The 25,786-nt window shown below is 66.4% G+C and carries 22 protein-coding genes; 18 read left to right on the top strand and 4 right to left on the bottom strand.

The genetic code is table 11. The annotated features are described in order from the left end of the window. The first annotated feature begins 18 nt into the window (after nucleotides 1–18). The 4 genes from FQU96_RS08305 to groL all read left to right on the top strand — a co-directional run bounded on the left by FQU96_RS08305 (nucleotide 19) and on the right by groL (nucleotide 5,397). Nucleotides 19–1,785, top strand: coding sequence for a type I secretion system permease/ATPase (locus FQU96_RS08305; RefSeq protein ID WP_146540394.1), 1,767 nt, complete (start codon nucleotides 19–21; stop codon nucleotides 1,783–1,785). Further along, complete coding sequence (locus tag FQU96_RS08310) at nucleotides 1,782–3,101, top strand: HlyD family type I secretion periplasmic adaptor subunit (protein ID WP_146540395.1); 1,320 nt, start codon at nucleotides 1,782–1,784, stop codon at nucleotides 3,099–3,101. Before FQU96_RS08305 ends, FQU96_RS08310 begins: the two co-directional genes overlap by 4 nt. A 108-nt stretch (nucleotides 3,102–3,209) precedes the next feature. After that, nucleotides 3,210–3,623 carry a DoxX family protein gene (locus FQU96_RS08315; protein ID WP_146540396.1) on the top strand — a complete coding sequence of 138 codons (414 nt, stop codon included), beginning with the start codon at nucleotides 3,210–3,212 and terminating at the stop codon, nucleotides 3,621–3,623. A 148-nt stretch (nucleotides 3,624–3,771) separates the two neighbouring features. Continuing rightward, nucleotides 3,772–5,397, top strand: a complete 1,626-nt coding sequence (groL, locus tag FQU96_RS08320) for a chaperonin GroEL (RefSeq protein ID WP_146540397.1) — start codon at nucleotides 3,772–3,774, stop codon at nucleotides 5,395–5,397. Nucleotides 5,398–5,399: 2 nt separating this feature from the next. Here groL and FQU96_RS08325 read toward each other — a convergent pair whose 3' ends face one another. After that, nucleotides 5,400–5,936: a hypothetical protein gene (locus FQU96_RS08325; protein ID WP_146540398.1), complete on the bottom strand. Its 537-nt coding sequence runs from the start codon at nucleotides 5,934–5,936 to the stop codon at nucleotides 5,400–5,402. 349 nt (nucleotides 5,937–6,285) lie between these two features. Continuing rightward, entirely contained in the window at nucleotides 6,286–6,939 is a 654-nt protein-coding gene (locus tag FQU96_RS08330) for a helix-turn-helix transcriptional regulator (RefSeq protein ID WP_146540399.1), read from the bottom strand. A 184-nt stretch (nucleotides 6,940–7,123) separates the two neighbouring features. Here FQU96_RS08330 and FQU96_RS08335 point away from each other — a divergent pair, with 184 nt between their 5' ends. The 13 genes from FQU96_RS08335 (at nucleotide 7,124) to FQU96_RS08395 (ending at nucleotide 20,752) form a co-directional block, all read left to right on the top strand. Beyond that, a complete protein-coding gene (locus tag FQU96_RS08335) occupies nucleotides 7,124–8,170 on the top strand; it encodes a LysR family transcriptional regulator (RefSeq protein ID WP_146540400.1) in 1,047 nt (348 codons plus the stop codon). Between the two features lie 101 nt (nucleotides 8,171–8,271). After that, on the top strand, nucleotides 8,272–9,036 hold the full coding sequence (locus tag FQU96_RS08340; RefSeq protein WP_146540401.1) for a DeoR/GlpR family DNA-binding transcription regulator: 765 nt from the start codon (nucleotides 8,272–8,274) through the stop codon (nucleotides 9,034–9,036). A 95-nt stretch (nucleotides 9,037–9,131) separates the two neighbouring features. Further along, entirely contained in the window at nucleotides 9,132–9,386 is a 255-nt protein-coding gene (locus tag FQU96_RS08345; protein ID WP_146540402.1) for a hypothetical protein, read from the top strand. A gap of 23 nt (nucleotides 9,387–9,409) precedes the next feature. Further along, complete coding sequence (locus FQU96_RS08350; protein ID WP_146540403.1) at nucleotides 9,410–9,973, top strand: hypothetical protein; 564 nt, start codon at nucleotides 9,410–9,412, stop codon at nucleotides 9,971–9,973. Between the two features lie 117 nt (nucleotides 9,974–10,090). Next, nucleotides 10,091–11,755 carry a hydantoinase B/oxoprolinase family protein gene (locus FQU96_RS08355; protein ID WP_146540404.1) on the top strand — a complete coding sequence of 555 codons (1,665 nt, stop codon included), beginning with the start codon at nucleotides 10,091–10,093 and terminating at the stop codon, nucleotides 11,753–11,755. 127 nt (nucleotides 11,756–11,882) lie between these two features. After that, complete coding sequence (locus tag FQU96_RS08360) at nucleotides 11,883–12,884, top strand: TRAP transporter substrate-binding protein (RefSeq protein ID WP_146540405.1); 1,002 nt, start codon at nucleotides 11,883–11,885, stop codon at nucleotides 12,882–12,884. Further along, on the top strand, nucleotides 12,884–13,465 hold the full coding sequence (locus FQU96_RS08365) for a TRAP transporter small permease subunit (protein WP_146540406.1): 582 nt from the start codon (nucleotides 12,884–12,886) through the stop codon (nucleotides 13,463–13,465). The genes FQU96_RS08360 and FQU96_RS08365 overlap by 1 nt, the downstream gene beginning before the upstream one ends. Before the next feature lie 73 nt (nucleotides 13,466–13,538). After that, complete coding sequence (locus FQU96_RS08370; protein ID WP_146540407.1) at nucleotides 13,539–14,849, top strand: TRAP transporter large permease; 1,311 nt, start codon at nucleotides 13,539–13,541, stop codon at nucleotides 14,847–14,849. Nucleotides 14,850–14,858: 9 nt separating this feature from the next. Then, nucleotides 14,859–16,040 carry an FAD-binding oxidoreductase gene (locus FQU96_RS08375; protein ID WP_146540408.1) on the top strand — a complete coding sequence of 394 codons (1,182 nt, stop codon included), beginning with the start codon at nucleotides 14,859–14,861 and terminating at the stop codon, nucleotides 16,038–16,040. A 179-nt stretch (nucleotides 16,041–16,219) separates the two neighbouring features. Then, entirely contained in the window at nucleotides 16,220–17,236 is a 1,017-nt protein-coding gene (gene speB, locus FQU96_RS08380) for an agmatinase (RefSeq protein WP_146540409.1), read from the top strand. 78 nt (nucleotides 17,237–17,314) lie between these two features. Next, nucleotides 17,315–18,292 carry a tripartite tricarboxylate transporter substrate binding protein gene (locus tag FQU96_RS08385; RefSeq protein WP_146540410.1) on the top strand — a complete coding sequence of 326 codons (978 nt, stop codon included), beginning with the start codon at nucleotides 17,315–17,317 and terminating at the stop codon, nucleotides 18,290–18,292. Between the two features lie 251 nt (nucleotides 18,293–18,543). Beyond that, entirely contained in the window at nucleotides 18,544–19,299 is a 756-nt protein-coding gene (gene pxpA / locus FQU96_RS08390) for a 5-oxoprolinase subunit PxpA (protein ID WP_146540411.1), read from the top strand. A gap of 58 nt (nucleotides 19,300–19,357) precedes the next feature. Next, nucleotides 19,358–20,752, top strand: a complete 1,395-nt coding sequence (locus tag FQU96_RS08395) for a M20 family metallopeptidase (protein ID WP_146540412.1) — start codon at nucleotides 19,358–19,360, stop codon at nucleotides 20,750–20,752. Nucleotides 20,753–20,804: 52 nt separating this feature from the next. Here FQU96_RS08395 and FQU96_RS08400 read toward each other — a convergent pair whose 3' ends face one another. Together FQU96_RS08400 and FQU96_RS08405 are read right to left on the bottom strand one after the other, a co-directional pair. Further along, nucleotides 20,805–22,673: an NAD(P)/FAD-dependent oxidoreductase gene (locus tag FQU96_RS08400; RefSeq protein ID WP_178130389.1), complete on the bottom strand. Its 1,869-nt coding sequence runs from the start codon at nucleotides 22,671–22,673 to the stop codon at nucleotides 20,805–20,807. Between the two features lie 172 nt (nucleotides 22,674–22,845). Continuing rightward, the gene (locus FQU96_RS08405; RefSeq protein WP_146540414.1) at nucleotides 22,846–24,171 is read right to left on the bottom strand and encodes an adenylate/guanylate cyclase domain-containing protein; all 1,326 of its coding nucleotides are present in this window, start codon (nucleotides 24,169–24,171) and stop codon (nucleotides 22,846–22,848) included. 108 nt (nucleotides 24,172–24,279) lie between these two features. Between FQU96_RS08405 and FQU96_RS08410 the strand changes: the two genes are divergently transcribed. Further along, nucleotides 24,280–25,776: a M81 family metallopeptidase gene (locus FQU96_RS08410; RefSeq protein WP_146540415.1), complete on the top strand. Its 1,497-nt coding sequence runs from the start codon at nucleotides 24,280–24,282 to the stop codon at nucleotides 25,774–25,776. Nucleotides 25,777–25,786: the final 10 nt, after the last annotated feature.

A 25,786-nucleotide genomic window follows, 5' to 3' on the forward strand; every position in this document is an offset into this window, starting at 1 on the left:
CCATCGGAAGGCGCTAACATGTCCGTACGCCCGCATCGCGATGAACCGACACCCACGATCCTGCAGGCGGCGTTGCGCCGTTGCCGACAGCAATTCGTCGGCGTCGGCCTCTTCAGCCTGGCCGTCAATCTGCTGACGCTGACAACGGCGCTCTACATGATGCAGCTGTTCGATCGCGTGCTGGCGTCGCGCAGCTTGGACACCCTGCTCTACCTCAGCCTGGTGGCGGCGCTGGCGGTTGGGTTCCAAGGGGCACTGGAGGCAGCCCGAACCCTGGTGCTCAGCCGCACCAGCGCCTGGATCGAGCATGTTGTCGGGCCGGAAGTGTTCGAGCGCGGCCTGGAGGCCCGCCTGCGCGGGGGACGCTACGGCATGGAGGGCCTGCGCGACCTCGCCACCTGCCGCGGCTTTCTCAGCAGCCCGGCGATGATGTCGCTTTACGACCTGCCCTGGGTACCGATCTATCTCGCCGTCGCCTTCCTCTTTCACCCGATCATCGGCTGGATCGCAGCGGGGGGCGTCGCCGTCCTCTTCACCCTGACCTTGCTGACCAACCGGCTGTCCGGCGCCCACCTGAAGCGCGCCAACAGCGACGCCATGCATCTCAATCGACATACCGAAGCGGTATCGCGCAATGCTGAGGTCATCGACAGCATGGGCATGGTGCCGGCGATCAAGCGGCATTGGCAGGCCCAGGTGGCGCTGATGGCTGCCGACCAGCAGCGCGCCGCCGACATCACCGGCATCCTGTTGGCCATCAGCAAGTTCATGCGCGTTCTGATCCAGATTGCCTGCCTGGGCGCTGGCGCCTACCTGGCGCTGCAGAACGAGATCACCGGCGGTGCCATGGTGGCCGCCTCGATCATCATGGGCCGGGCACTGGCGCCGGTGGAGCAGGTCATCGGCACCTGGAAACAGTTCACGGCAGCCCGCCAGGGCTACCGGCGGCTGACGCTGCACCTCGGTCTGGCCCGCCTGCGCCCGGCCGGCATCCCCCTGCCCGAACCCGACGGCCGTCTCGCGATCGATCGCGTCACCTATGCCTTCGCGGGCAGCCGCGTCTCCATGATCAAGGGCATCACGTTCACGCTGGAGCCGGGCGAGTCGCTGGCAGTGCTCGGTCCGTCGGCGGCCGGCAAGACGACCCTGGCCCGCCTTCTGGTCGGCGCGATGGAACCCTCCGTCGGCGCGGTGCGGCTTGACGGTGCCAATGTCTTCGCGTGGCCGCACGAGGATCTGGGACGGCACCTCGGCTATCTGCCGCAGGATGTCGAGCTGTTCGACGGGACGGTGCTTGCCAACATCGCCCGGTTCGACGACGCCGAACCGGCTGAAGTCATCGCCGCGGCGCAGCTCGCCGGCTGCCACGACATGATCCTGCGGCTGCCCAACGGCTACGAGACGGAGATCGGCGAGGGCGGTGCGATGCTGTCCGGCGGCCAGCGGCAGCTGGTCGGCCTGGCACGCGCCCTGTTCCGCAATCCCCGGCTGGTGGTCCTCGACGAGCCCAATGCCAACATGGATACCGAAGGCGAAATGGCGCTAATGCACGCCCTGGAAAACCTCAAGGCGCGGCAAGCCACGGTCATCATGATCACGCACCGGCCATCACTGGTGCAATCGGTCGACAAGGTCCTGGTCATGCGCGACGGCACTGCCGAGAGCTTCGGGCCGCGCGACGAGGTCATGAAGCGCCTGATCCAGCCGGTCGCCCGGCCGGCATCGGCGCCCGTCCCGTCGCGGGTCGCGCTGGCGGCGCATCGCGCCGGGCAGGGTGCATCATGAGACCGTCGAAGACCCGCATCATGATCGACGGCCGGCCGTCGACCCGCTTGCCGATGCTGATCGGCACGGGCGCCATCCTGTTGTTTGCCGCCACGTTCGGGGCTTGGAGCTCGGTGGCGCCGCTGGCGTCGGCTGCCCTCGCGCCCGGCGCCATCAAGGCCGAGGGCAGCCGGCGCACCGTGCAGCACCTGGAAGGCGGCATCGTGCGCGAGCTTCTGGTGCGCGACGGCGACCGGGTGGAAGCCGGCCAGGTGCTAGCGCGCCTGGATGACGTCGCCAGCGTTGCTCAGCATGCCGCCCTGAAATCGCAGCGCATCGCGATCAAGGCGCAGCAGGCGCGGCTGGCGGCCGAATTCGCGGGGCTGCGCGAGATCACCTGGCCCGACGAGATCGGGCGGGAGAAGCACGACCCGCGCGTGGCCGACGCCATCGCCGCCCAGACTGCGCTGTTCATCAGCCGCCGTACGGCGTTGGAAAGCCAGCTCAAGGTCCTCGCCGAGCGCATCGAACAGGCCAATGCCACCATCACCAGCGCGCAGGCGCAGATCAAGTCACAGAGCGAGCAGGTCGAACTGCTGCGCAGCGAGATCGCGATCGTGGCCGAGGTGGTGCGGATGGGCCTGGAAAAGAAGGCGCGCCTGCTCAGCCTCCAGCGCCAGGAGGCAGCGCTGGTCGGCAACCGCGGTGATCTGGAAGCGCAGATCGCCCGTGGCGAAGCGAGCATCGCGGAGAACCGCGCCCAGATGAGATCGCTGCGCGACCAGCAGATCAACGATGTCGCCAGCGAGCTGACCGACGTACGCCAGAAGCTGATCGAGGCCCAGGAGAAGGAAAAGCAGGCAGCCGACATCGCCGTGCGGCGCGACATCGTGGCCCCGGTCGGTGGCAGCGTACTCAACTCCCGCTTCTTCACTGTCGGCGGTGTCGTCAAGCCGGGCGACGCCGTGCTCGACATCGTGCCGGCCGACGACCGGCTGGTGGCCGAAGTGCAGGTCTCGCCCGGTGACATCGACGTCGTGCATAGCGGACTTTCCGCGCAAGTCCGCCTGCCCGCCTTCCAGCAGCGCCTGGTACCATTCCTGACTGGCAAGGTCGTCTTCGTGTCGGCTGATGCCGTCGTCGATGATAAGGCGCAAAAATCCTTCTATCGCGCGCATATCGTGCTCAACGACGGTGAGCTGGCGCGGCTGCGCGACGTTCAGCTCACGCCGGGCATGCCCGTGGAAGGCCTGATCCTGGTCGGCGAGCGGACGTTCCTGGAGTATCTCGTACAGCCGCTGCGCGACAGCTTCGCGCGAGCTTTCCGCGAGCAATAGCCCGATCACCCTCGACACGGTGCCGCCGCGCAAAATCGCCGGGCCCGTGTCGGCGCCGCGCCTGGCTGTTCGTCCTTGAGGCATTCCGAGCCTCAAGGAGCATCGACCATGACGACAGCAACGACGCCCCATCGCGGGCAACTCTGGACCGGCCGCGTTCTGAGCGGCCTCGTGGTCCTGTTCATGATCTTCGACGGCGGCATCAAGCTGGTGCCGCTGGGCATCGTGACGGAGACGATGGCGCAACTCGGATACCCGGCCACCGACGCGCTGGCCCGTGGCCTGGGCATCCTCCTGCTGCTGAGCACCTTGCTCTACGTCGTGCCACGGACTTCGGTCCTGGGCGCGATCCTGCTCACCGGCTATCTCGGCGGCGCCATCGCCACCCAGCTGCGGGTCGGCAATCCCGTGTTCAGCCACCTGCTGTTCGGGCTCTATCTGGGCCTGATGGCCTGGGGCGGCCTGTACCTGCGCGATGCCCGGTTGCGCGCTCTCATCCCGCTGCGCCAGGGGCGCGACTGACCGACCTTGCCAAGCCCCGCCATGCCACTAGAGTAACGGCTCGCTGTGTTCCGTCCGCCCGGTTGAGCGGGCGATCAATCTCCCGGCGCGACCTTTGGCGCCACGCTCGAAGCGACATGAACGGATGCTTCCGTAAGGAGAACGAGCCATGGCAGCCAAGGACGTCAAATTCTCCACCGAGGCGCGCGATAAGATGCTGAGAGGCGTCGACATCCTCGCCAACGCGGTGCGGGTCACGCTGGGCCCCAAGGGCCGCAACGTCGTGCTCGACAAGTCGTTCGGCGCGCCGCGCGTCACCAAGGACGGTGTCGCCGTCGCCAAGGAGGTCGAGCTCGAAGACAAGTTCGAGAACATGGGCGCCCAGATGGTGCGTGAGGTGGCGTCGAGGACCAGCGACGCCGCCGGTGACGGCACCACGACGGCGACCGTGCTGGCGCAGGCCATCGTCAGGGAAGGCGCCAAGGCGGTAGCCGCCGGCATGAACCCGATGGATCTCAAGCGCGGCATCGACATGGCGGTGGAGGTCGTGCTCGAGGACCTGAAGAAGAATGCGCGCAAGATCACCCGCAACGATGAGATCGCCCAGGTCGGCACGATCTCGGCCAATGGCGACAAGGAGATCGGCAAGTTCCTGGCCGCGGCCATGCAGAAGGTCGGCAACGAAGGCGTGATCACGGTCGAGGAGGCCAAGAGCCTGGAGACCGAGCTCGAGGTCGTCGAAGGCATGCAGTTCGACCGCGGCTATGTCTCGCCCTACTTCGTCACCAACGCCGACAAGATGCGGGCCGAACTGGAGGACGCCTACATCCTGGTGCACGAGAAGAAGCTGTCGAACCTGCAGGCCATGCTTCCGGTGCTGGAAGCCGTGGTGCAGTCGGGCCGGCCGCTGCTGATCATCGCCGAGGACGTCGAGGGCGAGGCGCTGGCCACCCTGGTGGTCAACAAGCTGCGCGGCGGGCTGAAAGTGGTCGCCGTCAAGGCGCCGGGCTTCGGCGATCGCCGCAAGGCGATGCTGGAGGACATCGCCATCCTGACCGGCGGCACGCACATCTCCGAGGATCTCGGCATCAAGCTGGAGAACGTGACGCTGGACATGCTGGGCCGCGCCAAGCGGCTGGTGGTCGAGAAGGAGAACACCACGATCGTCAACGGCGCCGGCTCCAAGAAGGAGATCGCCTCGCGCGTGCAGCAGATCAAGGCGCAGATCGAGGAAACCACCTCGGACTACGACAAGGAGAAGCTGCAGGAGCGCCTGGCCAAGCTGGCCGGCGGCGTCGCGGTGATCCGCGTCGGCGGCGCCACCGAGATCGAGGTCAAGGAGCGCAAGGACCGCGTCGACGATGCCATGCACGCCACCAAGGCCGCCGTCGAGGAAGGCGTCCTGCCCGGCGGCGGCGTGGCGTTGCTGCGCTCATCCAAGGCGCTCGACAAGCTGCGCGGGCGCAACGACGACCAGAAGACCGGCATCGACATCGTGCGCCGCGCCCTGCAGGCACCGGCGCGGCAGATCGCCGCCAATGCCGGCGAGGACAGCTCGGTCGTCGTCGGCCGCGTGCTCGACAAGAGCGACTATGCCTTCGGCTACAACGCGCAGACCGGCGACTACAGCGACATGTACAAGGAAGGCATCATCGATCCGGCCAAGGTCGTGCGCGCCGCCTTGCAGGGCGCTGCCTCGATCGCCGGTCTGCTGATCACGACGGAAGCCATGGTGGCCGAGCGGCCGGAGAAGAAGGCGCCGCCGATGCCGCCGGGCGCCGGCATGGATTTCTAGGTCTAGCGCCGCACACGCGCCTGCAGTTTCGCCAGCGTCATCCCCTCGTCCCAGGTGAAGACGAAGGGCGCGTCCCTGCGGCTTGCCAGTCCGAAGATGTCACCGGCGATGCTTTCGTGCGGATGGTTGATCGGGTCTCCGCCCAGGTAGAAGAAGGGTTCCCCGCAAGACCATTCATCGCCGCGCTTTTCCGATACCGGATGGGCGGCGGCACCGGGATAGCGGAAGCACAGCATCGAATGCAGGCCCCGGGCGCCAGGGCGCGGCACTTTTTCAAGCTTCCATTCGCCGATGAACAGACGCTTTTCACCGGCGTACCAAAGAAACGCGCGGCCATCAGCGGGCGTGTAGAAGACATACTTGCTGTAATACATCCAGGTCCGATCGACCATCAGCTGCCGCCATTCTTCCAGCGGTCTGTCGGGCGGCACGAACGGTTTCGTCGGTGACGTCCAGCCATGGCCTCGCGACGAGATCGGTGATGCATACCAGCAGCCGCCCAGCGCCAGCGTGGCGATGGCCCATACGACCCGGAACATGGCCTCTTCTCCCCCGCACCCAGCGGCATTACCGATTTTCAAGAGCCGACAGGCCGCTCAGTCTAGATGAACGTCGGAATGCGTGAAGCGGGTAATTGCTCCGTAGCCGGCTGCTTCCATAACGCCAGGGCCGAGCCTGACCAAGGCCACTCCCAAACGGTAGTTTCGTACGGCCGCGCGTCGCGCTACCGACGTAACCCGACGATCTACTGTTCGCGAGGCTTGGCAATGTCACGGCTTCTCAACATCGAAGATGCTGATGGCAGTGTGACGTGCGAAATCGGCAAAACAAAGGCTGCGGTCACGCCATCGGTGGCCGCGGCCTCTTTCAGGGCCTGATGCGCCTGTGTCAGCAGTGCGATACGGCGAAGCTGCGCAGCACCAGGCGGACCAGGTTCGCCTGGCGTCGCGTCCCGGTCTTGTCCAGTGCGCGCTTGAGATACTCGCGGGCGCTCGACACGCCGATCCCCAGCGCCCGCGCTGCCTGCACGAGATCGGCGCCGCGCGACAGCAGCGCCGCAATGGACGCCTCGCGCGGCGTGAGCCCGTAGGCGGCACCCAGGCCGTGCGTGTCGATGCGCACCGGCGCGGCCGGATCGACGACGAACAGCGCCGCGCGCGGCGACTGGTGCGCGCCGTCGTCATCCAGTCCCGCCAGCGGAATGACCGTGACGACCAGCGGCGTCAGGCCCGACGGGCGTTCGAGATACAGGCGGTTTGGCGCCGCATTCTCGGGTGGACGCTCGGCCACCGCCATCCCGGTGACCGGATGGGTCGTGGCGGCGATGGCGGCTTTCAGCGCCCGCGTTTCGGCCGACGACGATGCCGTCACGCCGGCACGGTCGGCCGCCAGTCCGTCATTGTCAGCCACGATCCGCGCCGCACGCCCGTTGATGTAGGTGGGCCGCCCCATCGCATCGAGCAGGATGACACCGACGTCGAGACGATCGAGTACGGCGCCGTAGACGGTGCCAACCGCATCGAAGGCAGTCACAGTCTGCATCATGCATCCCCAGTCCAAGCGCTGTCGGCCGCCCTGCGCGGGCGTGGCACCCCATCATTTCATATACACAGCGGCCTGCTCGCACTTCCACGGATAGCAACATTTTTGCTAAAATTGCCACGCTCGGCCGGTTGCCGGCACGACTCCAATTTTTGCTGATCACGTCGATAAGGAATTCTTTGAGATGCACGGTCTCAACCCGGATCGGCTGCGCGCCCTCATCGCGGTGGTCGAGCTCGGCAGCTTCTCGGCGGCCGCGCGCCAGCTGAACCTGACGCAGCCCGCCGTCAGCCTGCAGATCCGCGAACTCGAGCGGCGGCTGGGTGTTGCGCTGGTCGAGCGCATGGGCACCCGGATCCGCGTGACGGCACCGGGCCAGTCGCTGGTCGAGCATGCACGCCAGATCCTGCGGGAGTGCGATACGGCCGAGGCCGCCATGCGCCGCTACCGCGGTGGCTGGGTGGGCCGCGTCCACATCGGCACGACCGCCTCGGCCCTGATCTATGAGCTGCCGCCGATCCTGCGCCGATTGCGCCACGACCACCCCGACATCGAATTGCTGATCACCAACATGCCGACGCGCGATGCGGTCGAAGACATCATCCAGAACCGCATTGACCTGGGCCTGGTGACGCTGCCGGTCGACGATACCCACCTGCAGGTGACGCCACTGCGCTCCGGGGCATTGCACGCGATCATCCCGGCCGCCACAGCGGATATCCCCGACGTGGTCACGCCCGATTACGCGGCACGGCAGCCGCTGGTGCTGGAACACACGCGGGGTGCCGTCCACGGCCTGGTCATGCGCTGGCTGAGCAAGCAGCTGCCGCTGACGCGCACGCCCATGCACATGGGCACGATTGAAGCGATGAAGGCACTGGTCTCCCTGGGCATGGGCATGTCGATCGTGCCCGACGCCACGATCGCCGATCCCCTGCCCGACGTCGTCGTGCGACCGCTTGACCCGCCGGTCGCCTGCACGCTGGCGCTGATCGAGCATCGCCACAAGCCGGACCATGCGGCACTCGCGACCGTGCGCGACGCGTTGCTTCAGTTGCGCACGGCACCAGCCAGCCACGACACGAAGCGTCCGAACAGGAGCACGGCCGTGGCGCTGCCGCCGGCGACGCCAGGCGTGTCACCGCTGCGGCTGCCGCGAACGCGATCGTCGCCTCCCCCGCCCGGCATGCGGACGGTCACCGGCCTGCGCAAGCCCGGCGCGATGCGATAACCCCACCACCGTGCACCACATTTCTGCTAGAAATCGCAACTTCCGATATAGGGACAGGTGGATGGAGCCACTGGATCCCACCGTGAAAGGGACGGTCCCGCGTGTTGGCCGAACAGCGTCAGAGCGTCATCGTCGCGATGGTCAACCAGCGTGGCTCGCTGTCGATCACCGATCTGCAGCGCAAGCTCAAGGTGTCGCGCGAAACCATCCGGCGCGACCTGGTGCTGCTGGCCGACCGCAACGAGCTGCGCAAGACCCATGGCGGTGCCCTGGCATTGGTGCAGGGCGAGCCCGACCTTGCAGTACGCGAAGGCATCAACGCCGACGCCAAGCACACGATCGGCCATCTCGCCGCCAGCCTGGTGCCCGATGGCGCGTCCGTGATGCTGGGCGCCGGCAGCACGGTGCAGGCGGTGGCCGATGCACTGCTCGACCGGCACAGCCTGACCATCATCACCAACGGCATTGCCGCTTCCAGCCAGTTCGCCGGCCGCAACAAGAATCGCGTCTACGTGCTGGGCGGTGAAGTGCAGACCACCAACAATGCCGCACTGGGCCGCGATGCAACGGCGATGCTGGCGCACTATTTCGCCGATTTCGCCTTCATCGGCGCCGGCGCCATTTCGCCGACCGGCTGGCTGATGGACTACACCCGCGAGGAAGCCGAACTGTACGGCCAGATGCTGCAGTCGGCCCGCACCTCCGTGGTCGTGGCCGACCACAGCAAGTTCAACCGGCACGCACCGGTGCGCGTCACCACTTTCGACAAGATCACGCACCTGGTGACAGACCGGCGACCTGACGCACCGCTGGCCAAGGTTTTCGGCAAGCTGCCGCTGGAGGTGATGGTCGGGGGCAGCCGCTAGGACGCATACCGAGCAAGACTATTCCCAAATGGGAGTAGCGCCTCGGCGGCCGATCAGGATGAATCGCGGCGCCCCAACCGACACGGAAACACCCCATGCGCCGCATCCCCGCCGCCCTGCTGGCGTCCCTCGCGGTCCTGGCACCCGGCAGTGCCCTGGCGATGACCTATGTCTATTGCATCAACGACAAGATCGAAGTCGATCAGCGCACGCTCAACCAGATGAAGAGCGATCGTGGCCATTCGACCATCTGCATCATCGGGCCGAGTTTCGATTTCGGCCCCGATGCCGTGCGCTGGGTCGAGGCGAACCTGAAATCGAAGGTTGGCGGCGCCTGCTCCTGCCGCTGATGCACGCTTCCGAGGCCACGCCCTTGTCCCTGGCACACGTATTCGACGGCCCCTTCGCACCACCGTTCGACGTCGGAACGCTGCTCGATCCGGTGACGCTGGCGGACACCGGCTTTGCCACCATCGCGCCGGATCTGGCGCGCCTGCGAATTGCGCTCGGGATCTCGGTGTTCTCGACCGCGGTATCGCCCGTGATCGAGACGATGCACGATGCCCTGCTCCAGGCCGAGGGGCGCCACGAGACGCTGGCCGGCCTGTCGCTGGGCATCGTGCTGGCGGCCGACGGCCGGTCGCCGGTCTGGATCAAGCAGCACGGCTTCGTGAAGATGTGGCCGGTCCGTCGCCATCCCCGGCACGGCCGGCAACTGCAGGGCATCTACAACACCAGTCTCATGGCGGGCATCGCGTACGGACGGCAGTTCGGCAAACTTGCCGCACGGAATCTGTTTGCCTATCTGCTGGCGCGCATGGATCCCGCCACCCGGCGGATCCACGGCGCCGACTCCCAGGCCTGGAAGGCCCGGCAATGGGAGGACTACTACCGGGCCTGCGCCAGCACGCTGAGGCGCGAGATCGACGGCCGCTAGCCGACATTGCCGACAACCAGGGCTATCGACGCGCCGCTCCCCGCGGCATAGAGTTTGCGTGTCCCGCGGCCGGGTATGATGCGCCGGCGGGGCGCGTCGTCCGTGGGGATCCGTCATATGTCGTCCAACAGCCTGAGCCAGATCGACCTGCAGATCATGTGGAACCGCCTGATCGCGGTGGTCGAAGAGCAGGCGCAAACCCTGATGCGCACCGCCTTCAGCCCGATCGTACGCGAAGCCGGCGACCTGTCGGCCGGCGTCTTCGACCTGCACGGCCGCATGCTGGCACAAGCCGTCACCGGCACGCCGGGCCACGTGAACTCGATGGCCGAGTCGGTGAAGCACTTCATCCGCCATTTTCCGCCCACGACCATGAAGCCGGGCGACATCTACATCACCAACGATCCGTGGATGGGCACCGGCCACACCAACGACTTCGTGCTGACCACGCCCTGCTTCAAGAACGGCCGGCTGGTGGCGCTGTTCTCCTGCACCAGCCACCTGACCGACATCGGCGGCATCGGTTTCGGGCCCGACGCCACCGACGTGTTCATGGAAGGCCTCTACATCCCGATGCTGAAACTCGCCGACCAGGGCCGCATGAACGAGACCCTGATGGCGATGATCCGCGCCAACACCCGCCTACCGGTCGATACCGAGGGCGACGTCTACTCGCTGGCCGGCTGCAATGACATCGGCTGCCGCCGCCTGGTCGAGATGATGGAGGAGTTCGGGCTGGCCGATCTCGACACCCTGTCCGCCTTCATCCTGGAGCGCAGCCGCGAGGCCGTGCTGGGCGAGGTCGCCAAGCTGCCCAAGGGCACCTGGCGCAACGAGATGATGGTCGACGGCTACGACGCGCCCATCAAGCTGGTCGCCACCACGACCGTGAGCGATGCCGGCATCCATGTCGACTATACCGGCACCGATCCGCAGGTGCGGCGCGGCATCAACGTGCCGATCGCCTACACCACCGCCTACACCGTCTTCGGCCTGGGCTGCGTGGTGTCGGCGCGCATTCCCAACAACGCCGGTTCGCTGGCGCCGCTGACCGTATCGGCACCGCCGGGCACCATCCTCAATGCGCAGAAACCGGCGCCGGTGCTGCTGCGCCACGTCATCGGCCAGATGCTGCCCGACGTCGCGTTCGGCTGCCTGCGCCAGGCGATCCCCGATCGCGTGCCGGCCGAGGGCACGTCGTGCCTGTGGAACCTCAACATGCGCGGCGCCGTGGCGGAGGGCGACGGCAACTACGGATTCACGATCACGGTGACCAGCAACGGCGGCACGGGCGCACGCCCACAGGCCGATGGCCTGTCGGCGACGGCCTATCCCTCCGGCGTGCGCGGCACGCCGGTCGAGATCGCCGAATCGATCGCGCCGCTGATCTTCTGGAAGAAGGAGCTGCGCAGCGACAGCGGCGGCGCCGGCGCGCGGCGCGGCGGCCTGGGCCAGACCATCGAGATCAGCTCCAGCATCGATAAGCCCTTCGACCTGCTGGCGGCGTATGACCGCATCGACTACCCGCCGCGCGGCCGCGACGGCGGCCAGAACGGCACGCCGGGCTATGTCGGCCTGAAATCGGGCGCGCCGCTCAAGGGCAAGGGTACCCAGACGGTCCCGGCCGATGACCGCCTGGTGGTGATGACCCCGGGCGGCGGCGGCCTGGGCGATCCGCGCCAGCGCGACCCGCAGCAGGTGACGCACGACGTTGCCGAAGGCCTCGTTTCGGCCGACACGGCGCAACAGACCTACGGCGTGCCGCTGAAGGCGGCGGAGTGATTTTGGACCGCGCGCGTCCACGCGCGCATCGGTGGACACGCACCGGTGCTCGCTCTTCTCTTCGCTGCGAGCGAATGCGGGCGTGGACGCCCGCGGTCCAAAAGAAAGACAAACAGGGAGACGCTAGATGACGAAGACACGCCGTGCCTTTCTCGGCACGATGGGCGGTGCGGCGGCACTGGCCGCCGGCGCCGGCAGCGCACAGGCCCAGGTCAAGTGGGATCTGTCGACGGTATGGCCTGACGGCAACTTCCACACCCAGAACGCCAAGCGCTTTGTCGAGGCGGTGAAGGCCGCGACCGGCGGTGCGGTGGACATTACGGTGAAGGCCGGCGGCCAGCTCGGCTTCAAGGGTCCCGAGCATCTGCGCGCCGTGCGTGACGGACTGGTGCCGATGGCCGACGTGCTGAACATCCAGCAGATCGGCGACGAGCCGATGATGGGTACCGAATCGGTACCGTTCCTGGTCGGCTCGGCGGACGAACTGAAGGTGCTGCACAAGTACCTGCGGCCGGAATACGAAAAGATCGCGGCCAAGAACAACCAGAAGATCATCTACATGGTGCCGTGGCCGACCCAGTACCTGCACCTGAAGGTCAAGGTCGACACGCTCGACGGCTTGAAGAACATCAAGATCCGCGTTCCCGACAAGAATGCACAGGACATGGTGTCGGCGGTCGGCATGGCGCCGGTGCTGATCCCGTGGGGCGAGACCATCCCGGCACTGGCATCGGGCGCCGTTTCCGGCGTTTCGACGTCGTCGGTATCGGGCGTCGACGGCAAGTTCTGGGAATTCCTGAAATACGTCTACCCGACCAACCACACGTGGTCGTGCCAGATCGTGACCGTCAACCTCGACGCCTGGGGCAAGCTGAAGCCCGACCAGCAGAAGGCGATCGAGGAGCTGGGTAAAAAATTGGAACCCGAGTTCTGGGCGGCATCCCTGAAGGCCGACACCGACAGCCTCAAACGGCTGACCGATGGCGGCATGGAGGTCGTCGCAATCCCGGACGCGATGATGAAGGACTTCCGCGCCAGGACGGCGCCACTTCAGCAGGCGTTCATCAAGCGCGTGCCGGCGTCCGAGAAGGTGATCAAGGCCTATCTCGCCGAGATGAAGCGCACCTGATGGCGACAGGAACACGGTTGAACGCGGCGGCGCCGGCGCCGCTGCGGCTGCTGCTGGACGGCATCGACAAGCTGAGCCGGCTGGATGGCTGGCTGGGCGCCGGCTGCCTCATCGCGCTGACCCTGCTGATGCTGGCCGAGGTCATCGTGCGCGCGCTGTCGAATGTCTTCACCTGGGTGCCGGCCGACATCCCGGTGGCCTGGGAATACAGTTCCTACCTGATGGCCGCCTGCTTCACCTTCGGCGCCGCCATGACCTTGCGTGCCGGCGGCCATATCCGCGTGTCGCTGGTATTGGCCCGCCTGTCGCCGGGCGCGCGACGCGTGCTGGAGGGCACCGCCGCGCTGATCGCCACGATCTTTATCGGCTTCATGGCCTACGCCATGGTGCGCTTCACCTGGGGCTCCTACACGCGGGGCCAGACCTCGATCTCCAGCGACACGGCGCTGTGGATTCCACAGGCAGTGATCGCGTTCGGCTTTGTCCTGCTCGCCCTGCAGTTCCTCGCCCGCACCATCCAGGCGGCGCTCGGCCTGAAGCTGGAGGATGAGAGCATGAAAGTGGCATCGGTGGCGGAGTGAAGCACCGCCCGCACGGCACCTGGCCCCTTGGGCCAGTGCGCCACTGGAGTAGCGCGCTTCCAGCGAGGATCTGATGGGTTCTGTCGTCTCAACGATGTTCGCCGTGCTGTTTTCGGCCCTGGCCGGCGGTTTGTGGATTGGACTGGCACTGGGCGCGACGGGCGCGATCCTGCTATTCATCTTCCGTGACATCCCGCTCGACAAGCTGCTGTCGCAATACGCCTGGAACATCCTGACCACGCAGGAACTGCTGGCACTGCCGCTGTTCATCGTGATGGGCGAGATCCTGTTCCGCACACGGCTGTCGCGTTCGCTGTTCGACGGATTGGCGCCGTGGGCCGGTCTGCTGCCGGGCCGGCTGCTGCACGTCAATGTCGTAGGCTGCTCGATCTTTGCCGCAATCTCCGGTTCGTCTGCGGCCACGACCCAGGTCGTGGGCCGCATGGCGCTTACCGAACTGCTCAAGCGCGGCTATTCCAAGGACATCGCGATCGGCAGCCTGGCCGGTGCCGGCACGCTGGGCTTCCTGATCCCGCCCAGCAACATCATGATCATCTACGGCGTGCTAGGCGACGTCTCGATCTTGAAGCTGTTCACCGCCGGTTTCATCCCCGGCATGCTGCTGGCCGGCTGCTTCATGGTCTGGGTGATGATCCATACCGCGATCCGCCGTGACCTTGTGCCGGAGTCCGAGCGTGCCCTGCGCCACGTGTCGATGGCCCAGCGTCTGGCCGCGCTCAAGGATCTGGCGCCGGCGATCTTCCTGATCCTGGCCGTGCTGGGTTCGATGTATGGCGGCATCGCGACGCCATCGGAAGGCGCCGCCGTGGGCGTGCTGGGCGCGCTGATCGTGGCGGCGCTGCAGGGTGGCATGACCCTGCAGGCGCTGCGCGATATCGCCGTGGGTTCGGTGCTGACCTGCTCGATGATCGCCATGATCCTGCTGGGCGCCTCGATCCTGGGCAGCGCTGCCGCCTTCCTCGGCATCCCCAAGGCGATCGCCGACTTTGTCGCGAGCTTCGGGCTGTCGCCCTTCCTGCTGATCGTGGCACTGATCGCCTTCTACCTGGTGTTGGGCTGCTTCCTCGACGGCTTCTCGATGATCGTCATGACCCTGCCGATCGTGATGCCGATCGTGAAGGCGGCCGGCTTCGACGAGGTGTGGTTCGGCATCTTCCTGGTGCTGGTGGTCGAGATGGCGCAGATCACACCCCCGGTCGGCTTCAACCTGTTCGTCATCCAGGGTCTGACCGAGGAAGGGCTCGGCTACATTGCGCGCGTGACATTGCCCTATTTGATCATCATGGTGCTGTTCACCATGATGATCACCGTGTTTCCCGAGATCGCGCTGTGGCTGCCGCAGGCGCTGGCGGGCGGCAAATAGGCGCGAACGATGAGTGATACGTACGATGTTGCCATCGTCGGCGGTGGTGCCGTCGGCAGTTCGATTGCCTATTGGCTGACGCGTGATCCGGCCTGGCGCGGCCGCGTCACGGTGATCGAACGCGATCCGACCTATGCGCGCGCCTCCTCGGCGCTGTCGGCCAGTTCCATCCGCCAGCAGTTCTCGACGCCGCTCAACATCCATCTGTCGCGCTTCGGCATCGGCTTCCTGCGCCAGGTGCGTGACCTGTTGTCGGTCGAGGGCGAGCCGCCGGTCGCGCTGGGCTTGCGCGAACCGGGCTACCTGTTCCTGGCATCGGCCGCCGGTGAAGACATCCTGCGCGACAACCATGCCATCCAACGCCGCGAGGACTGTGCCGTCGAGTTGCTGGACACCGCTGCGCTCAAGGCGCGGTTTCCGTGGATCGATACCGACGGCGTGGTGCTGGCCTCGCATGGCGTCGCCAACGAGGGCTGGTTCGACGGGCCGGCCCTGATGCAGGCCTTCCGCCGCAAGGCCCGATCGCAGGGCGCCGTCTATCTGCACGATGAAGTCGTCGGACTGGACCGCACCGGTCGTCGCATCACGGCGCTGCAACTGGCGTCGGGCAAGACGCTGACGGCCGGCCACGTGGTCAACGCCGCCGGCTGCTGGTCGGCATCGGTGGCGGCGATGGCCGGCGTGTCCCTGCCCGTCGAAGCACGGCGACGCAGCGTCTTCGTCTTCGACTGCCGTGACAAGGTCGAGCCGATGCCGCTGGTGATCGACACGACGGGCGCCTGGTGCCGGCCCGAGGGTCAGTACTTCATCGGCGGCATCTCGCCGCCGGCGGACCAGGACCCGCCGGATCTGCCGCTGGAAGCGAACCATGCCGAATGGGACGAACTGGTCTGGCCGGCGCTGGCGGCGCGCGTGCCGGCGTTTGGCGCCGTCAAGGTGGTGAGCACCTGGGCCGGCTATTACGAGTACAACACCTTCGACCACAACGGCATCGTCGGCCCGCACCCGGAGATCGCCAACCTGCTGTTCGCCACCGGCTTCAGCGGGCATGGCATCCAGCAGTCGCCCGCCGTCGGCCGGGCCGTCGCCGAGTGGCTGACCCAGGGCCGCTACGTGTCGCTGGACCTGGCGCCGTTCGGCTTCGACCGTATCGCCGCCAATCGCCCGATCATCGAACGCAACGTGGTGTGAGGAATATCTCCTGGGAGCGCGGGCCTGCGGCCCGCATCAGGCGAAAACGTTGCTTTCGCCTGACATGAGCGGGCGGGACGCCCGCGCTCCCAGGGTGCTATGGGCAAGGGAAAACGTGCTTTGACGCCTGATTTGCGGCACACTGCCGTCAACGACAACCAACGGTGCGGAGCCCCCTCATGAGCGACCCCCGTTCCTTTCCCAAGCCGCAATCGGGCATGGTGGTGCCGCGCTTTGGCGGCATCGCCACCTTCATGCGTCTGCCCGCCTTCACCGATCCGGCCGAGGTCGACATCGGCCTGGTCGGCGTGCCGTGGGACGGCGGCACCACCAATCGGCCCGGCGCCCGCCACGGTCCCCGCCAGATGCGCGACATGTCGACCCTGATGCGCCGCGTCCACCATGTCAGCAACATCGAACCCTACACGCTGGCGCGCATCGGCGATCTGGGCGACACGCCCGTCAATCCGGCCAGTGTCGACGACAGCCTGACGCGCATCGAGGCGTTCTACGCCAAGCTGCACAAAGCAGGCGTCGTGCCGCTGTCGGCGGGCGGTGACCATCTCGTCACCCTGCCGATCCTGCGCGCCATCGCCCGCAAGCGGCCGCTGGGCATGGTGCATTTCGACGCCCACAGCGACACCTGGGATACCTATTTCGGCGGCTACAAATACACCCACGGCACGCCCTTCCGCCGCGCCATCGAGGAAGGCCTGCTCGATCCCAAGCGCATCGTGCAGATCGGCATCCGCGGCTCGCTCTACGGCAATGCCGACATGGCCTGGGCCTACGACCAGGGCATCCGGGTCATCACCATCGAGGAGTATTTCGACCTCGGCGTCGACAAGGTGATCGAAGAGGCGCGCCGTGTGGTGGGCGACGGCGCCACCTATGTCAGCTTCGACGTTGACGGCCTCGATCCCGTGTTCGCGCCCGGTACCGGCACGCCGGAGGTCGGCGGCTACTCCACGCACGAGGCGCAGCGCATGATCCGCGGCCTGCGCGGACTGGACCTGGTGGGTGCCGACGTGGTTGAGGTCTCGCCGCCGTTCGATCCCAGCGGCAATACCGCACTGGTCGGCGTCACCATGATGTGGGAGCTGATGTGCCTGCTGGCCGAGTGCGTCGCAAAACGGCGGACACAGCCGACAACGAAGCGGCGACGGTTCGCCCGCCGGAATAATCACAACGTTTAAGGTCACGCACCGAAGCGCCGACTGGACACCAGCGCGGCTGCGCTCGCCAATGGCGCCCGCCATGTTGGGGGGAGCGCAATGCGTCGTACGGTCTACGCTTCGATCAAGTTCACTCTTGCCGCCGCTGCGGCGGCCATCGGGTTTGTGGCAGCGAACACAGCGGCCATCGCACAGATCCAGTTCGTGTCGCCATACCCGCCCGGCGGCGTCACCGATATCGTGAGCCGCACTTTGGCTGATGGCATCGGCAAGAGCCTCAACGAGACCGTGATCGTGCTGAACAAGCCGGGCGCGAACGGCATGATCGGTTCGGACTTCGTCGCCAAGTCACGGCCGGACGGCAAGACCTTGCTGCTGGTGGCAGCCGCGCACGCCATCAATCCGAGCATGCATGCCAAGATGGCCTATGATCCCTTCAAGGATCTCGTGGGCGTCTCCCTGATCGGCAAGACCGGTCCGGTGATCTTCGCCTCGGCCAAGGCGCCATTCACGACCCTGCAGGAGCTGGTGGCCTACGCCAAGAAGCACCCCGGCAAGGTGACATATGCATCCTCCGGTGTGGGATCCGGCGCGCACCTCGTGGGTGAACTGTTGTGCCAGACGCTCGGCATCGACATGACCCATGTCGTCTACAAGGGGTCAGAGGCCGCCCTGATCGATCTGTTCAACGGCGACATCTCGCTGTTCATCAACACCATGCAGACCTGGGCACAGCACGGCAGCAGCGGCAAGCTGCGGGCATTGGCGATCGTCAGCGAAAAGCGCTGGCCGCGGGCACCGGACGTCCCCACCGTCCACGAGACCGTCGCGCCGGGCCTGATCGCCGACAGCTTCCTCGGCGTCCTGGCGCCGGCCGGCACGGCCGCTGCTACCGTGGATACCTATTCGAAGACCATCGCCGCGATCGTCGCGCGCCAGGACGTCAGCGAACGGCTGATGGACTTCGGCATCGAGCCGACCGGATCGACACCCGCCGCCTTCGATGCCTTCATCGCGTCCGAGGCCCGGAAATGGGGTGACCTGATCCGCGCCAGGAACATCAAGCCCGACCGCTAGAGCGACTTCCTGGGAGCGCGGGCGTCCCGCCCGCTCAAGCTGAAACCGAGGCTTCCGCCTGGCATGACATGAGCGGGCGAGACGCTCGCGCTCCCAGGATTTCCATCGTCGCTCTCACTGTCATCCCCGCGAAAGCGACGACACCAGCGGCTGATCCGCGCCCACGCCCCTGCCACTCCTGCAATTTACAACAGTCCGTGGACTCGTCAGGATTCGGGCTTCGGACAACCGCGGGCCCCACGAGGACCGACATGACGTTGCTGAATTGCGATATGGGCGAAAGCTACGGAATCTGGCGGCTGGGTGATGACCGCCGGATCATGCCGGCGATCCATGTCGCCAACGTCGCCTGCGGCTTCCACGCGTCCGACTTCAACCACATGCGCGCCACGGTGCGGCTCGCCAAGGCAAACGGCGTGGCGGTGGGTGCCCATCCGTCCTTGCCGGACCGGCAGGGGTTCGGCCGGCGCGAGATGCGGATCGGCCGCGAAGAGCTGGCCAACTGCCTGATCTACCAGATCGGCGCGTTGAAAGGATTTCTCGACGCCGAGGGCATGTCGCTGTTCCACATCAAGCCGCACGGGTCCCTGTACGGCATGGCGGCACGCAATCCCGAGATCGCGCATGCCATCTGCGATGCCGCCGACATCTTCAAGGTGGCGCTGCTGGGCATGATCAACACCGAGCATGAACGCGTCTATGTCGCGCGCGGCCATCGCTTCATCGCCGAATACTATGTCGACCTCGACTATGCCGATGACGGCAGCCTGATCATCACCCAGGAGCATGATCCCGTGGATCCGCAGGAGGCCGTCAACCGCGGCCGGCGGGCGATCCGGGAGGGCCTGACGCGCTCCACCGGTGGCAAGGATATCGCCGTGCGCGCCGACACCATCTGCGTTCATTCCGATACGCCCGGCGCGCACCGGATTGCCGAGACCTTGTACAACACCCTGCTCGCCGACGGGTTGATCGAGCCCCGCCGCGCCACGGCAACGGTATCCTGAACATCCCGGGCGATTTGAGGTAGGGTCGCGGCCAGTGACAGCAGTGGAGCGGACATCCATGACCGGTTCTCGTGACGGCGCCATCGGGCGCATCGAATCGTATTTCGATGACGGCGGGTTCCTCGTCGACTTGCAACGGCGCGTGGCGATTCCCACGACCAGCCAGGAGACCGACTCGATGCCGGCCTTGCGGGCCTATCTCGCCGACGAGATGTCGCCGAGCCTGGCGCGGCTGGGCTATGCCTGCGAGATCATCGACAATCCGCGCCCGGAGTACGGGCCCTTCCTGATCGCGCGCCGTACGGAGGATCCGGCGACGCCCACGGTGCTGACCTACGGGCACGGCGATGTCGTGCGCGGCCAGGACGAGCAGTGGCGCAGCGGCCTGTCGCCGTGGACCATCGTGGTCGAAGACGGGCGCATCTATGGCCGCGGCACGGCCGACAACAAGGGCCAGCACTCGATCAACATCGCGGCGCTGGATGCCGTGCTGCGCGAGCGCGGCAAGCTCGGCTTCAATTCGACGATCCTGATCGAGACCGGCGAGGAAACCGGTTCACCCGGCCTGGCGGAGTTCTGCCGGCAGCACAAGGACAAGCTGAAGGCCGATGCGCTGATCGGCTCGGACGGACCGCGGCTGGAGCCGACGCGCCCGGCGATCTTCGGCGGCACGCGCGGTGCCATGAACTTCACGCTGTCGCTGGACCTGCGCGCCGGCGGCCATCACTCGGGCAACTGGGGCGGCTTGCTGGCCAATCCCGGCCTGATCCTGGCGCACGCCATCGCCTGCATCGCTGATGTCCGCGGCCAGATCCAGGTGCCGGAATGGCGGCCCAAGACCCTGACCAATTCGGTGCGCATGGCGCTCGCCGGCCTCACGATCGACGGCGGCCCCGATGGCCCGCAGATCGACACCGACTGGGGCGAGGAATCGCTGACGCCGCCCGAGCGCGTGTTCGGCTGGAACAGCTTCGAGGTGCTGGCCTTCAAGACCGGCAATCCCGACAAGCCGGTGAACGCCATCCCACCCAGCGCCATCGCCCATTGCCAGCTGCGCTTCGTCGTCGGCACCGATCCCAACGACATCCTGCCGGCGTTGCGCCGTCATCTCGACAAGCACGGCTTCGGCAATGTCGTGGTGGCGCCGGCACGCGAAGTGATCATGAACGCCACGCGGCTGGATCCCGACGATCCGTGGGCCAAGTGGGCCGTGGCGTCGATCGAACGCACGACCGGCCGCAAGCCCGACGTCATCCCCAATCTCGGCGGCTCGCTGCCCAACGAGGTGTTCACCGACATCCTGGGCATGCCCACGGTGTGGGTGCCCCACTCCTACGCCTCATGCAGCCAGCACGCCCCCAACGAGCACCTGCTGGCGCCTGTCGCACGCGAAGCCTTGCGCCTGATGACGGGCCTGTTCTGGGACCTCGGCGAACAGGGACGGCCGCGGTAGGCGATGACCGGGACCGGTCATCGAGGCTGCCGGTAGAGCGGCCACCGCCGGTTCACGCACGGGGCGGCTCGAAGACATAGGGCTCCAGCGACTCCTGGGCGGCCTTGCGCAGCTTGTGCCACTGGTCAGGCCCACCATAGTAGGCGAGGCTGCCAGGCTCGGCCTTGCCCTCGCCGTTATAGTAGGAGAAGCAGTCGCGGAAGGCTGCCGTGCGGATATCGGCGTCACGGCAGTGGGCGGCGTAGGCCATTTCGCTGTCCTTGGTGATATCGACCACGGCCGCGTTGCGTTCGCGCATCGTCTTGAGCATCCACACCACATAGTCGGTGTGGGCCTCAAGACCGCGCGTGAAGTTGAACTGGCCACCGCCGCCCTGCGGCCCCGACATGATGAACAGATTGGGAAAACCCTGGCTGTGCAGGCCAAGGAATGTCCGCACGCCTTCGTCGTGCCACTTCTCGCGCAGAACCCGACCACCACGGCCACGGGTCATGTTGAAGGTCGACGTCGCCATCCATTGAAAGCCGGTGGCGTAGATCAACACGTCCAGCGGATACTCGACACCGTCGTGCACGACACCGCGTTCGTTGATCCGGCCCACACCGCCGGGCGCGGTATCGACCAGAGTGACATGCGGCAGGTTGAACGTCGGCAGGAACTCGTCGTGGAAGGTCGGTCGCTTGCAGCCGTAGGGGTAGTATGGCTTCAGCGCCGCGGCCGTCTTCGGATTCTTGACGATGGCGTCGACGCGCGCGCGGATCTGCTCCATGATACGGAAATTGGTGTTGAGCTGCTTGGCCATCAGCTCTTCCGATGAGAGCTGACGCTCGTGCTTCCTGGTCGGCTTGAAGACGTCGACCCGGCCGGACAGAAAATCATCGTTGGCCTGCAGCGCCGTGCGGCCTGATGAGATCACCGCCAGCCGTTCGCGACGCGCCGTGGCCCAGCCCGGTTCCTTCGACCATTGCGCGATCTCTTCCGGTGTCGTGGCGCGCTGGTCGCGCACGTCGATCGTCGATGGCGTGCGCTGGAACACATGCAGTGTCTTCACGACCTTGGCGATCTCGGGAATCACCTGGACCGCGGTGGCACCGGTGCCGATGATGCCTACGCGCTTTCCTGTCAGGTCGATGTGATAGTTCCAGCGCGAGGTGTGGAAGGACTCGCCTTTGAACGTCTCCATGCCATCGATGCGGGCCAGCTTTGGCGTCGTCAGAATCCCGTTGGCCAACACGACGCAGCGTGCCCGCATGGCATCGCCGCGATCGGTGTGCACCGTCCACCGTCTGGTTGCTTCATCCCATGCCGTCTGTGTCACCGTGGTATGGAACAGGCAGCGATCATAGAAGCCGGACCGCTGGGCCATCATCTGGCAGTATTCGAGGATCTCGAAGCCCGACGCGAACTTCATCGTCGGGTAGTAGTTCATGTCCTCCAGCAGGGGCAGGTAGCTGTAGGCTTCGACATCGCACGCGATGCCGGGATACCGGTTCCAGTACCAGGTGCCGCCGACGTCGCCTCCCTTCTCGCAGAAGCGGACATCATTGAAGCCGGCGTCGCGCAGTTTGTGCCAGAGCAGCAGCCCGCCGAAGCCGGCACCGACGACGAGGATCTCGCAGGAGTCGGTCAGGGCATCGCGCGGTACCGGTGGCGCCGAATAGACGTCATCGAGATAGCGGGCGAACGTGCCCTCCATCGCCATGTAGTCGGCCGCGTCGCGCCGCGCTTCCTTGTAGGCGCGATATTTCGCCTGCTCCTCGGCATCGAAGACGGCGCCGACCGGCGGCTGCGGCAACGACGTGAGCGCGGCGTCCGCGACGGGCGAATAGCCTTTGCCGACAATCCTGTCGGTCGCCTTTGCGGCGCGCGTATTGAAGATCTTCAGTCCCGTCGTCTCACATATCCTGATCGGCTGCGTCATCGCCGGTTCCCGCTGGCTGTGGCCCAAGAGAAAGCTCGCCATCATTTCCCCGCGGCCGCCGCCATGCGTCAATTGCGCCCGCACCCTTCTTTTTCAGACCACCCCCCAGCGCAGCGCACGGCTGTCCTCCCCCATTGCGTGGGGAGAAGGAGACGGATCGCTCGCGATCAGATCAGGCCGCCAGCGCCAGCGGCTCGGCTTGGTAGAGGTGGACGGGGTCTTCCAGGCCGTCAAAGGACGTCGCGCCGAGATCCCGGAACCGCAGGCCGGAGCCGGCGACAAGATCCTTCACGGTGTTGGACGTGAGGATCTGGTTGGCGGCAGCGCGATTGGCGATGCGCGCAGCGACATGCACGGCGATGCCGCCGACATCCCGCTCCATCAGTTCGACCTCGCCGGTATGCAGCCCCGCGCGCACGGTGAGGTCGAGCGACTTCATGCCGCCGACGATGGCCTGGGCACAGCGCACCGCGCGCGCCGGGCCGTCGAACATGGCGAGGAAACCGTCGCCCAGCGTCTTGACTTCCTGGCCGCGAAACCGGCGCAGCTGCGAGCGCACGACGTTGTGGTGCGCCGCCAAGGTCGCGCGCCACGAGATGTCGCCGAGCTGCGAGGCCTTGGCCGTCGAATCGACGATGTCGGTGAAAAGCACGGTCGACAGCACGCGATTGGATTCCAGCGGCTCGCTGGTCACTTCGAGGAAGGCCTTGACCTCGTCGAGCAGTCGGCCGGCTTCACCCACCCAGTAATGGTGATCGACACCCGGCAGCTCGACCAGCTTGGCGCCGGGGATCGTGCGCGCCAGGTAGCGGCCCTCCGAAACATTGATCCGCACGTCGCCGGTGCGATGCAGGATCAGGGTCGGCACGCGAATCGAGGGCAGGATGTGGCGGATGTCGATCTCGACATTCATGCGTCGCAGGGCGATCACCGCGGCAGGGCTGGCGGCCAGCCGCTCGAACTTGGCCCACCACGCGCGCATCTCGGGATCGTTGCCGACGGTGGGCGAGAATTGCGGCAGGCTCGCGCCGGTACCCCAGTTCTGATGGATCGCGGCCTCGAGCGCGGCCCGGGTTTCCGGCGATACGACGGCCGATGGCGCATGGGCGTAGGCGCCGTAGAGAACGAGTGCGCTGACCCGTTCCGGATAGGTCGCGGCAAACATGGCGCACATCGCGCCGCCTTCGGACACGCCGCCCAGCACCGCCCGCTTGGAACCGGCCGCGTCGAGAACGGCGCGGATGTCGTCAATCCGCTCTTCCATGGTCGGCATGCCGACGCTGCGGTCGGACAGGCCGGTGCCGCGCTTGTCGAAGCGAATCAGCCGCGAGAACGATGCCAGGGCATGCAGGGCACGCGCCTGGAGCGGTTCCTCCCAGGCGTGCTCGACATGCGAAACGAAGCCCGGCGCGAACAGGAGGTCAACCGGCCCATCGCCCGTCACCTGGTAGGCGATATGGACGTCGCCGCTCTTGGCGTAGCGTGTTTCCCCGGACATGCTTTGCTCACAAGCAGCGATCAGGCACTGCGATTGGCGGATGTCTTTATCGTTGCCATGACTATACTTCACCCATCCCCTATTCGCGACTGAAAGGTTTGCCAGGACATGGCCCACAGAGTGCTGATCGCGCAGTTCATGCACGAGACCAATACCTTCAGCAAACTACCGACGACATTGGATGACTATCGCCGCACGTGGCTGGTCTACGGCAACGAGCTGGGCGAGCGCTTCCGCGGCACAAAAAGCGAGATCGGCGGGCTGCTCGACGCGGCCGAGACCTATGGCTGGACCTTGGTGCCCGCGCTGGCGGCCAACGCCACGCCATCGGGCAAGCTGACGCCCGAGACCTGGCAAACCATCCGCGACGGCATCGTCGGCGCCGTGCGCAACGCGGGCAAGCTCGACGGTATCTGCCTCGCCTGCCACGGCGCTGCCGTGACCGAGACATCCGACGATCCCGAAGGCGAACTGCTGGAGGCAATCCGGGCCATCGTCGGCCCGGATCTGCCGATCACCATGACCTTGGACCTGCATGCCAACGTCACCGATCGCATGGCACGCCTGGCCAGCGCGTTGATCAGCTACCGTACCTATCCACACATCGACCAGTACGAGCGCTCGCAGCAGGCAGCGGCCCTGGTGCAGTCGATGATGGAGGGCAAAACGAAGGCACAATGCCTGGTTTTGCAGCCGGCCTGCATGGTCGGCGCCGATCACGGCCGCACGACACAGCCGGGCCCCATGCGTGACCTGCTGGCCAAGGCGGACGCCTTCGAGAAGGAGCCTGGCATCAATGTCGTGAGTGTCCAGGCCGGCTTCATGCCGTCGGACATCTCCAATGTCGGCCCGTCGATCGCCGTCAGCTACGATCCGGGCGCCGAGAAACGCGCCCAGGAGATCGCCCGCCAGCTCTGCCAGGAAATCTGGGATCGCCGCGCCGAGGAGACCGTGCACCTGTTGACGGTCGAGGACGCCATCGCCAAGGCCAAGGTTCACGACGCGGCCAAGGGGCCGCTGGTGATCGCCGACGGCACCGACAATCCCGGCGGCGGTGCCTACGGCGATGCGACCCGGGTGCTGAAAGCGCTGATCGACACCGGCATCCAGGGCGCCGCTGTCGGCACCATCTTCGACCCCGCCGCCGTGCAGGCCGCCATCAAGGCCGGCGTCGGCAACACTGTCACGGTCGACCTCGGCGGCCACCATGACCCGGCTTTCGGTGCGCCGCTGACCGTGACCGCATCCGTCCGGCTGCTGTCGAACGGCGCCTTCATCAACGACGGGCCGATGGGCAAAGGTGTCGCACGATCGATGGGTGCGACGGCCGTGCTGCGCATCGGCGGCGTCGACGTGGTCACCATCTCCAACCGGCTGCAGACCACGGATTTGCAGGTGTTCCTCAGCCAGGGGATCGATCCGACCCGCTGCCGGGTGCTGGTGGTCAAGAGCATCCAGCATTTCCGCGCCGCCTACGCGCCGATCGCCGGCGAGGTGGTCGTTGTCGATTCCGGCGCGCTCTGCTCGCCCGACGCCACGCGCTTCGCCTACACCAAGCTGCGCCGCCCCGTCTGGCCGCTGGACGACGTGGCGGCGCCGTTCTGAGGTGAACGCA

The organism is Reyranella sp. CPCC 100927, assembly GCF_007859315.1.
Taxonomy (GTDB): Bacteria; Pseudomonadota; Alphaproteobacteria; order Reyranellales; family Reyranellaceae; genus Vineibacter.

Excerpts from the sequence above, each read along its gene's own strand:
- FQU96_RS08385 (WP_146540410.1), top strand. The coding sequence starts at position 17,315 with ATGCGTCGTACGGTCTACGCTTCGATCAAGTTCACTCTTGCCGCCGCT.
- FQU96_RS08355 (WP_146540404.1), top strand. The coding sequence starts at position 10,091 with ATGTCGTCCAACAGCCTGAGCCAGATCGACCTGCAGATCATGTGGAAC.
- FQU96_RS08370 (WP_146540407.1), top strand. The coding sequence starts at position 13,539 with ATGGGTTCTGTCGTCTCAACGATGTTCGCCGTGCTGTTTTCGGCCCTG.
- groL (WP_146540397.1), top strand. The coding sequence starts at position 3,772 with ATGGCAGCCAAGGACGTCAAATTCTCCACCGAGGCGCGCGATAAGATG.
- FQU96_RS08365 (WP_146540406.1), top strand. The coding sequence starts at position 12,884 with ATGGCGACAGGAACACGGTTGAACGCGGCGGCGCCGGCGCCGCTGCGG.
- speB (WP_146540409.1), top strand. The coding sequence starts at position 16,220 with ATGAGCGACCCCCGTTCCTTTCCCAAGCCGCAATCGGGCATGGTGGTG.
- FQU96_RS08345 (WP_146540402.1), top strand. The coding sequence starts at position 9,132 with ATGCGCCGCATCCCCGCCGCCCTGCTGGCGTCCCTCGCGGTCCTGGCA.
- FQU96_RS08405 (WP_146540414.1), bottom strand. The coding sequence starts at position 24,171 with ATGTCCGGGGAAACACGCTACGCCAAGAGCGGCGACGTCCATATCGCC.
- pxpA (WP_146540411.1), top strand. The coding sequence starts at position 18,544 with ATGACGTTGCTGAATTGCGATATGGGCGAAAGCTACGGAATCTGGCGG.
- FQU96_RS08395 (WP_146540412.1), top strand. The coding sequence starts at position 19,358 with ATGACCGGTTCTCGTGACGGCGCCATCGGGCGCATCGAATCGTATTTC.
- FQU96_RS08310 (WP_146540395.1), top strand. The coding sequence starts at position 1,782 with ATGAGACCGTCGAAGACCCGCATCATGATCGACGGCCGGCCGTCGACC.
- FQU96_RS08335 (WP_146540400.1), top strand. The coding sequence starts at position 7,124 with ATGCACGGTCTCAACCCGGATCGGCTGCGCGCCCTCATCGCGGTGGTC.
- FQU96_RS08315 (WP_146540396.1), top strand. The coding sequence starts at position 3,210 with ATGACGACAGCAACGACGCCCCATCGCGGGCAACTCTGGACCGGCCGC.
- FQU96_RS08375 (WP_146540408.1), top strand. The coding sequence starts at position 14,859 with ATGAGTGATACGTACGATGTTGCCATCGTCGGCGGTGGTGCCGTCGGC.
- FQU96_RS08330 (WP_146540399.1), bottom strand. The coding sequence starts at position 6,939 with ATGCAGACTGTGACTGCCTTCGATGCGGTTGGCACCGTCTACGGCGCC.
- FQU96_RS08410 (WP_146540415.1), top strand. The coding sequence starts at position 24,280 with ATGGCCCACAGAGTGCTGATCGCGCAGTTCATGCACGAGACCAATACC.
- FQU96_RS08360 (WP_146540405.1), top strand. The coding sequence starts at position 11,883 with ATGACGAAGACACGCCGTGCCTTTCTCGGCACGATGGGCGGTGCGGCG.
- FQU96_RS08325 (WP_146540398.1), bottom strand. The coding sequence starts at position 5,936 with ATGTTCCGGGTCGTATGGGCCATCGCCACGCTGGCGCTGGGCGGCTGC.
- FQU96_RS08305 (WP_146540394.1), top strand. The coding sequence starts at position 19 with ATGTCCGTACGCCCGCATCGCGATGAACCGACACCCACGATCCTGCAG.
- FQU96_RS08400 (WP_178130389.1), bottom strand. The coding sequence starts at position 22,673 with ATGACGCAGCCGATCAGGATATGTGAGACGACGGGACTGAAGATCTTC.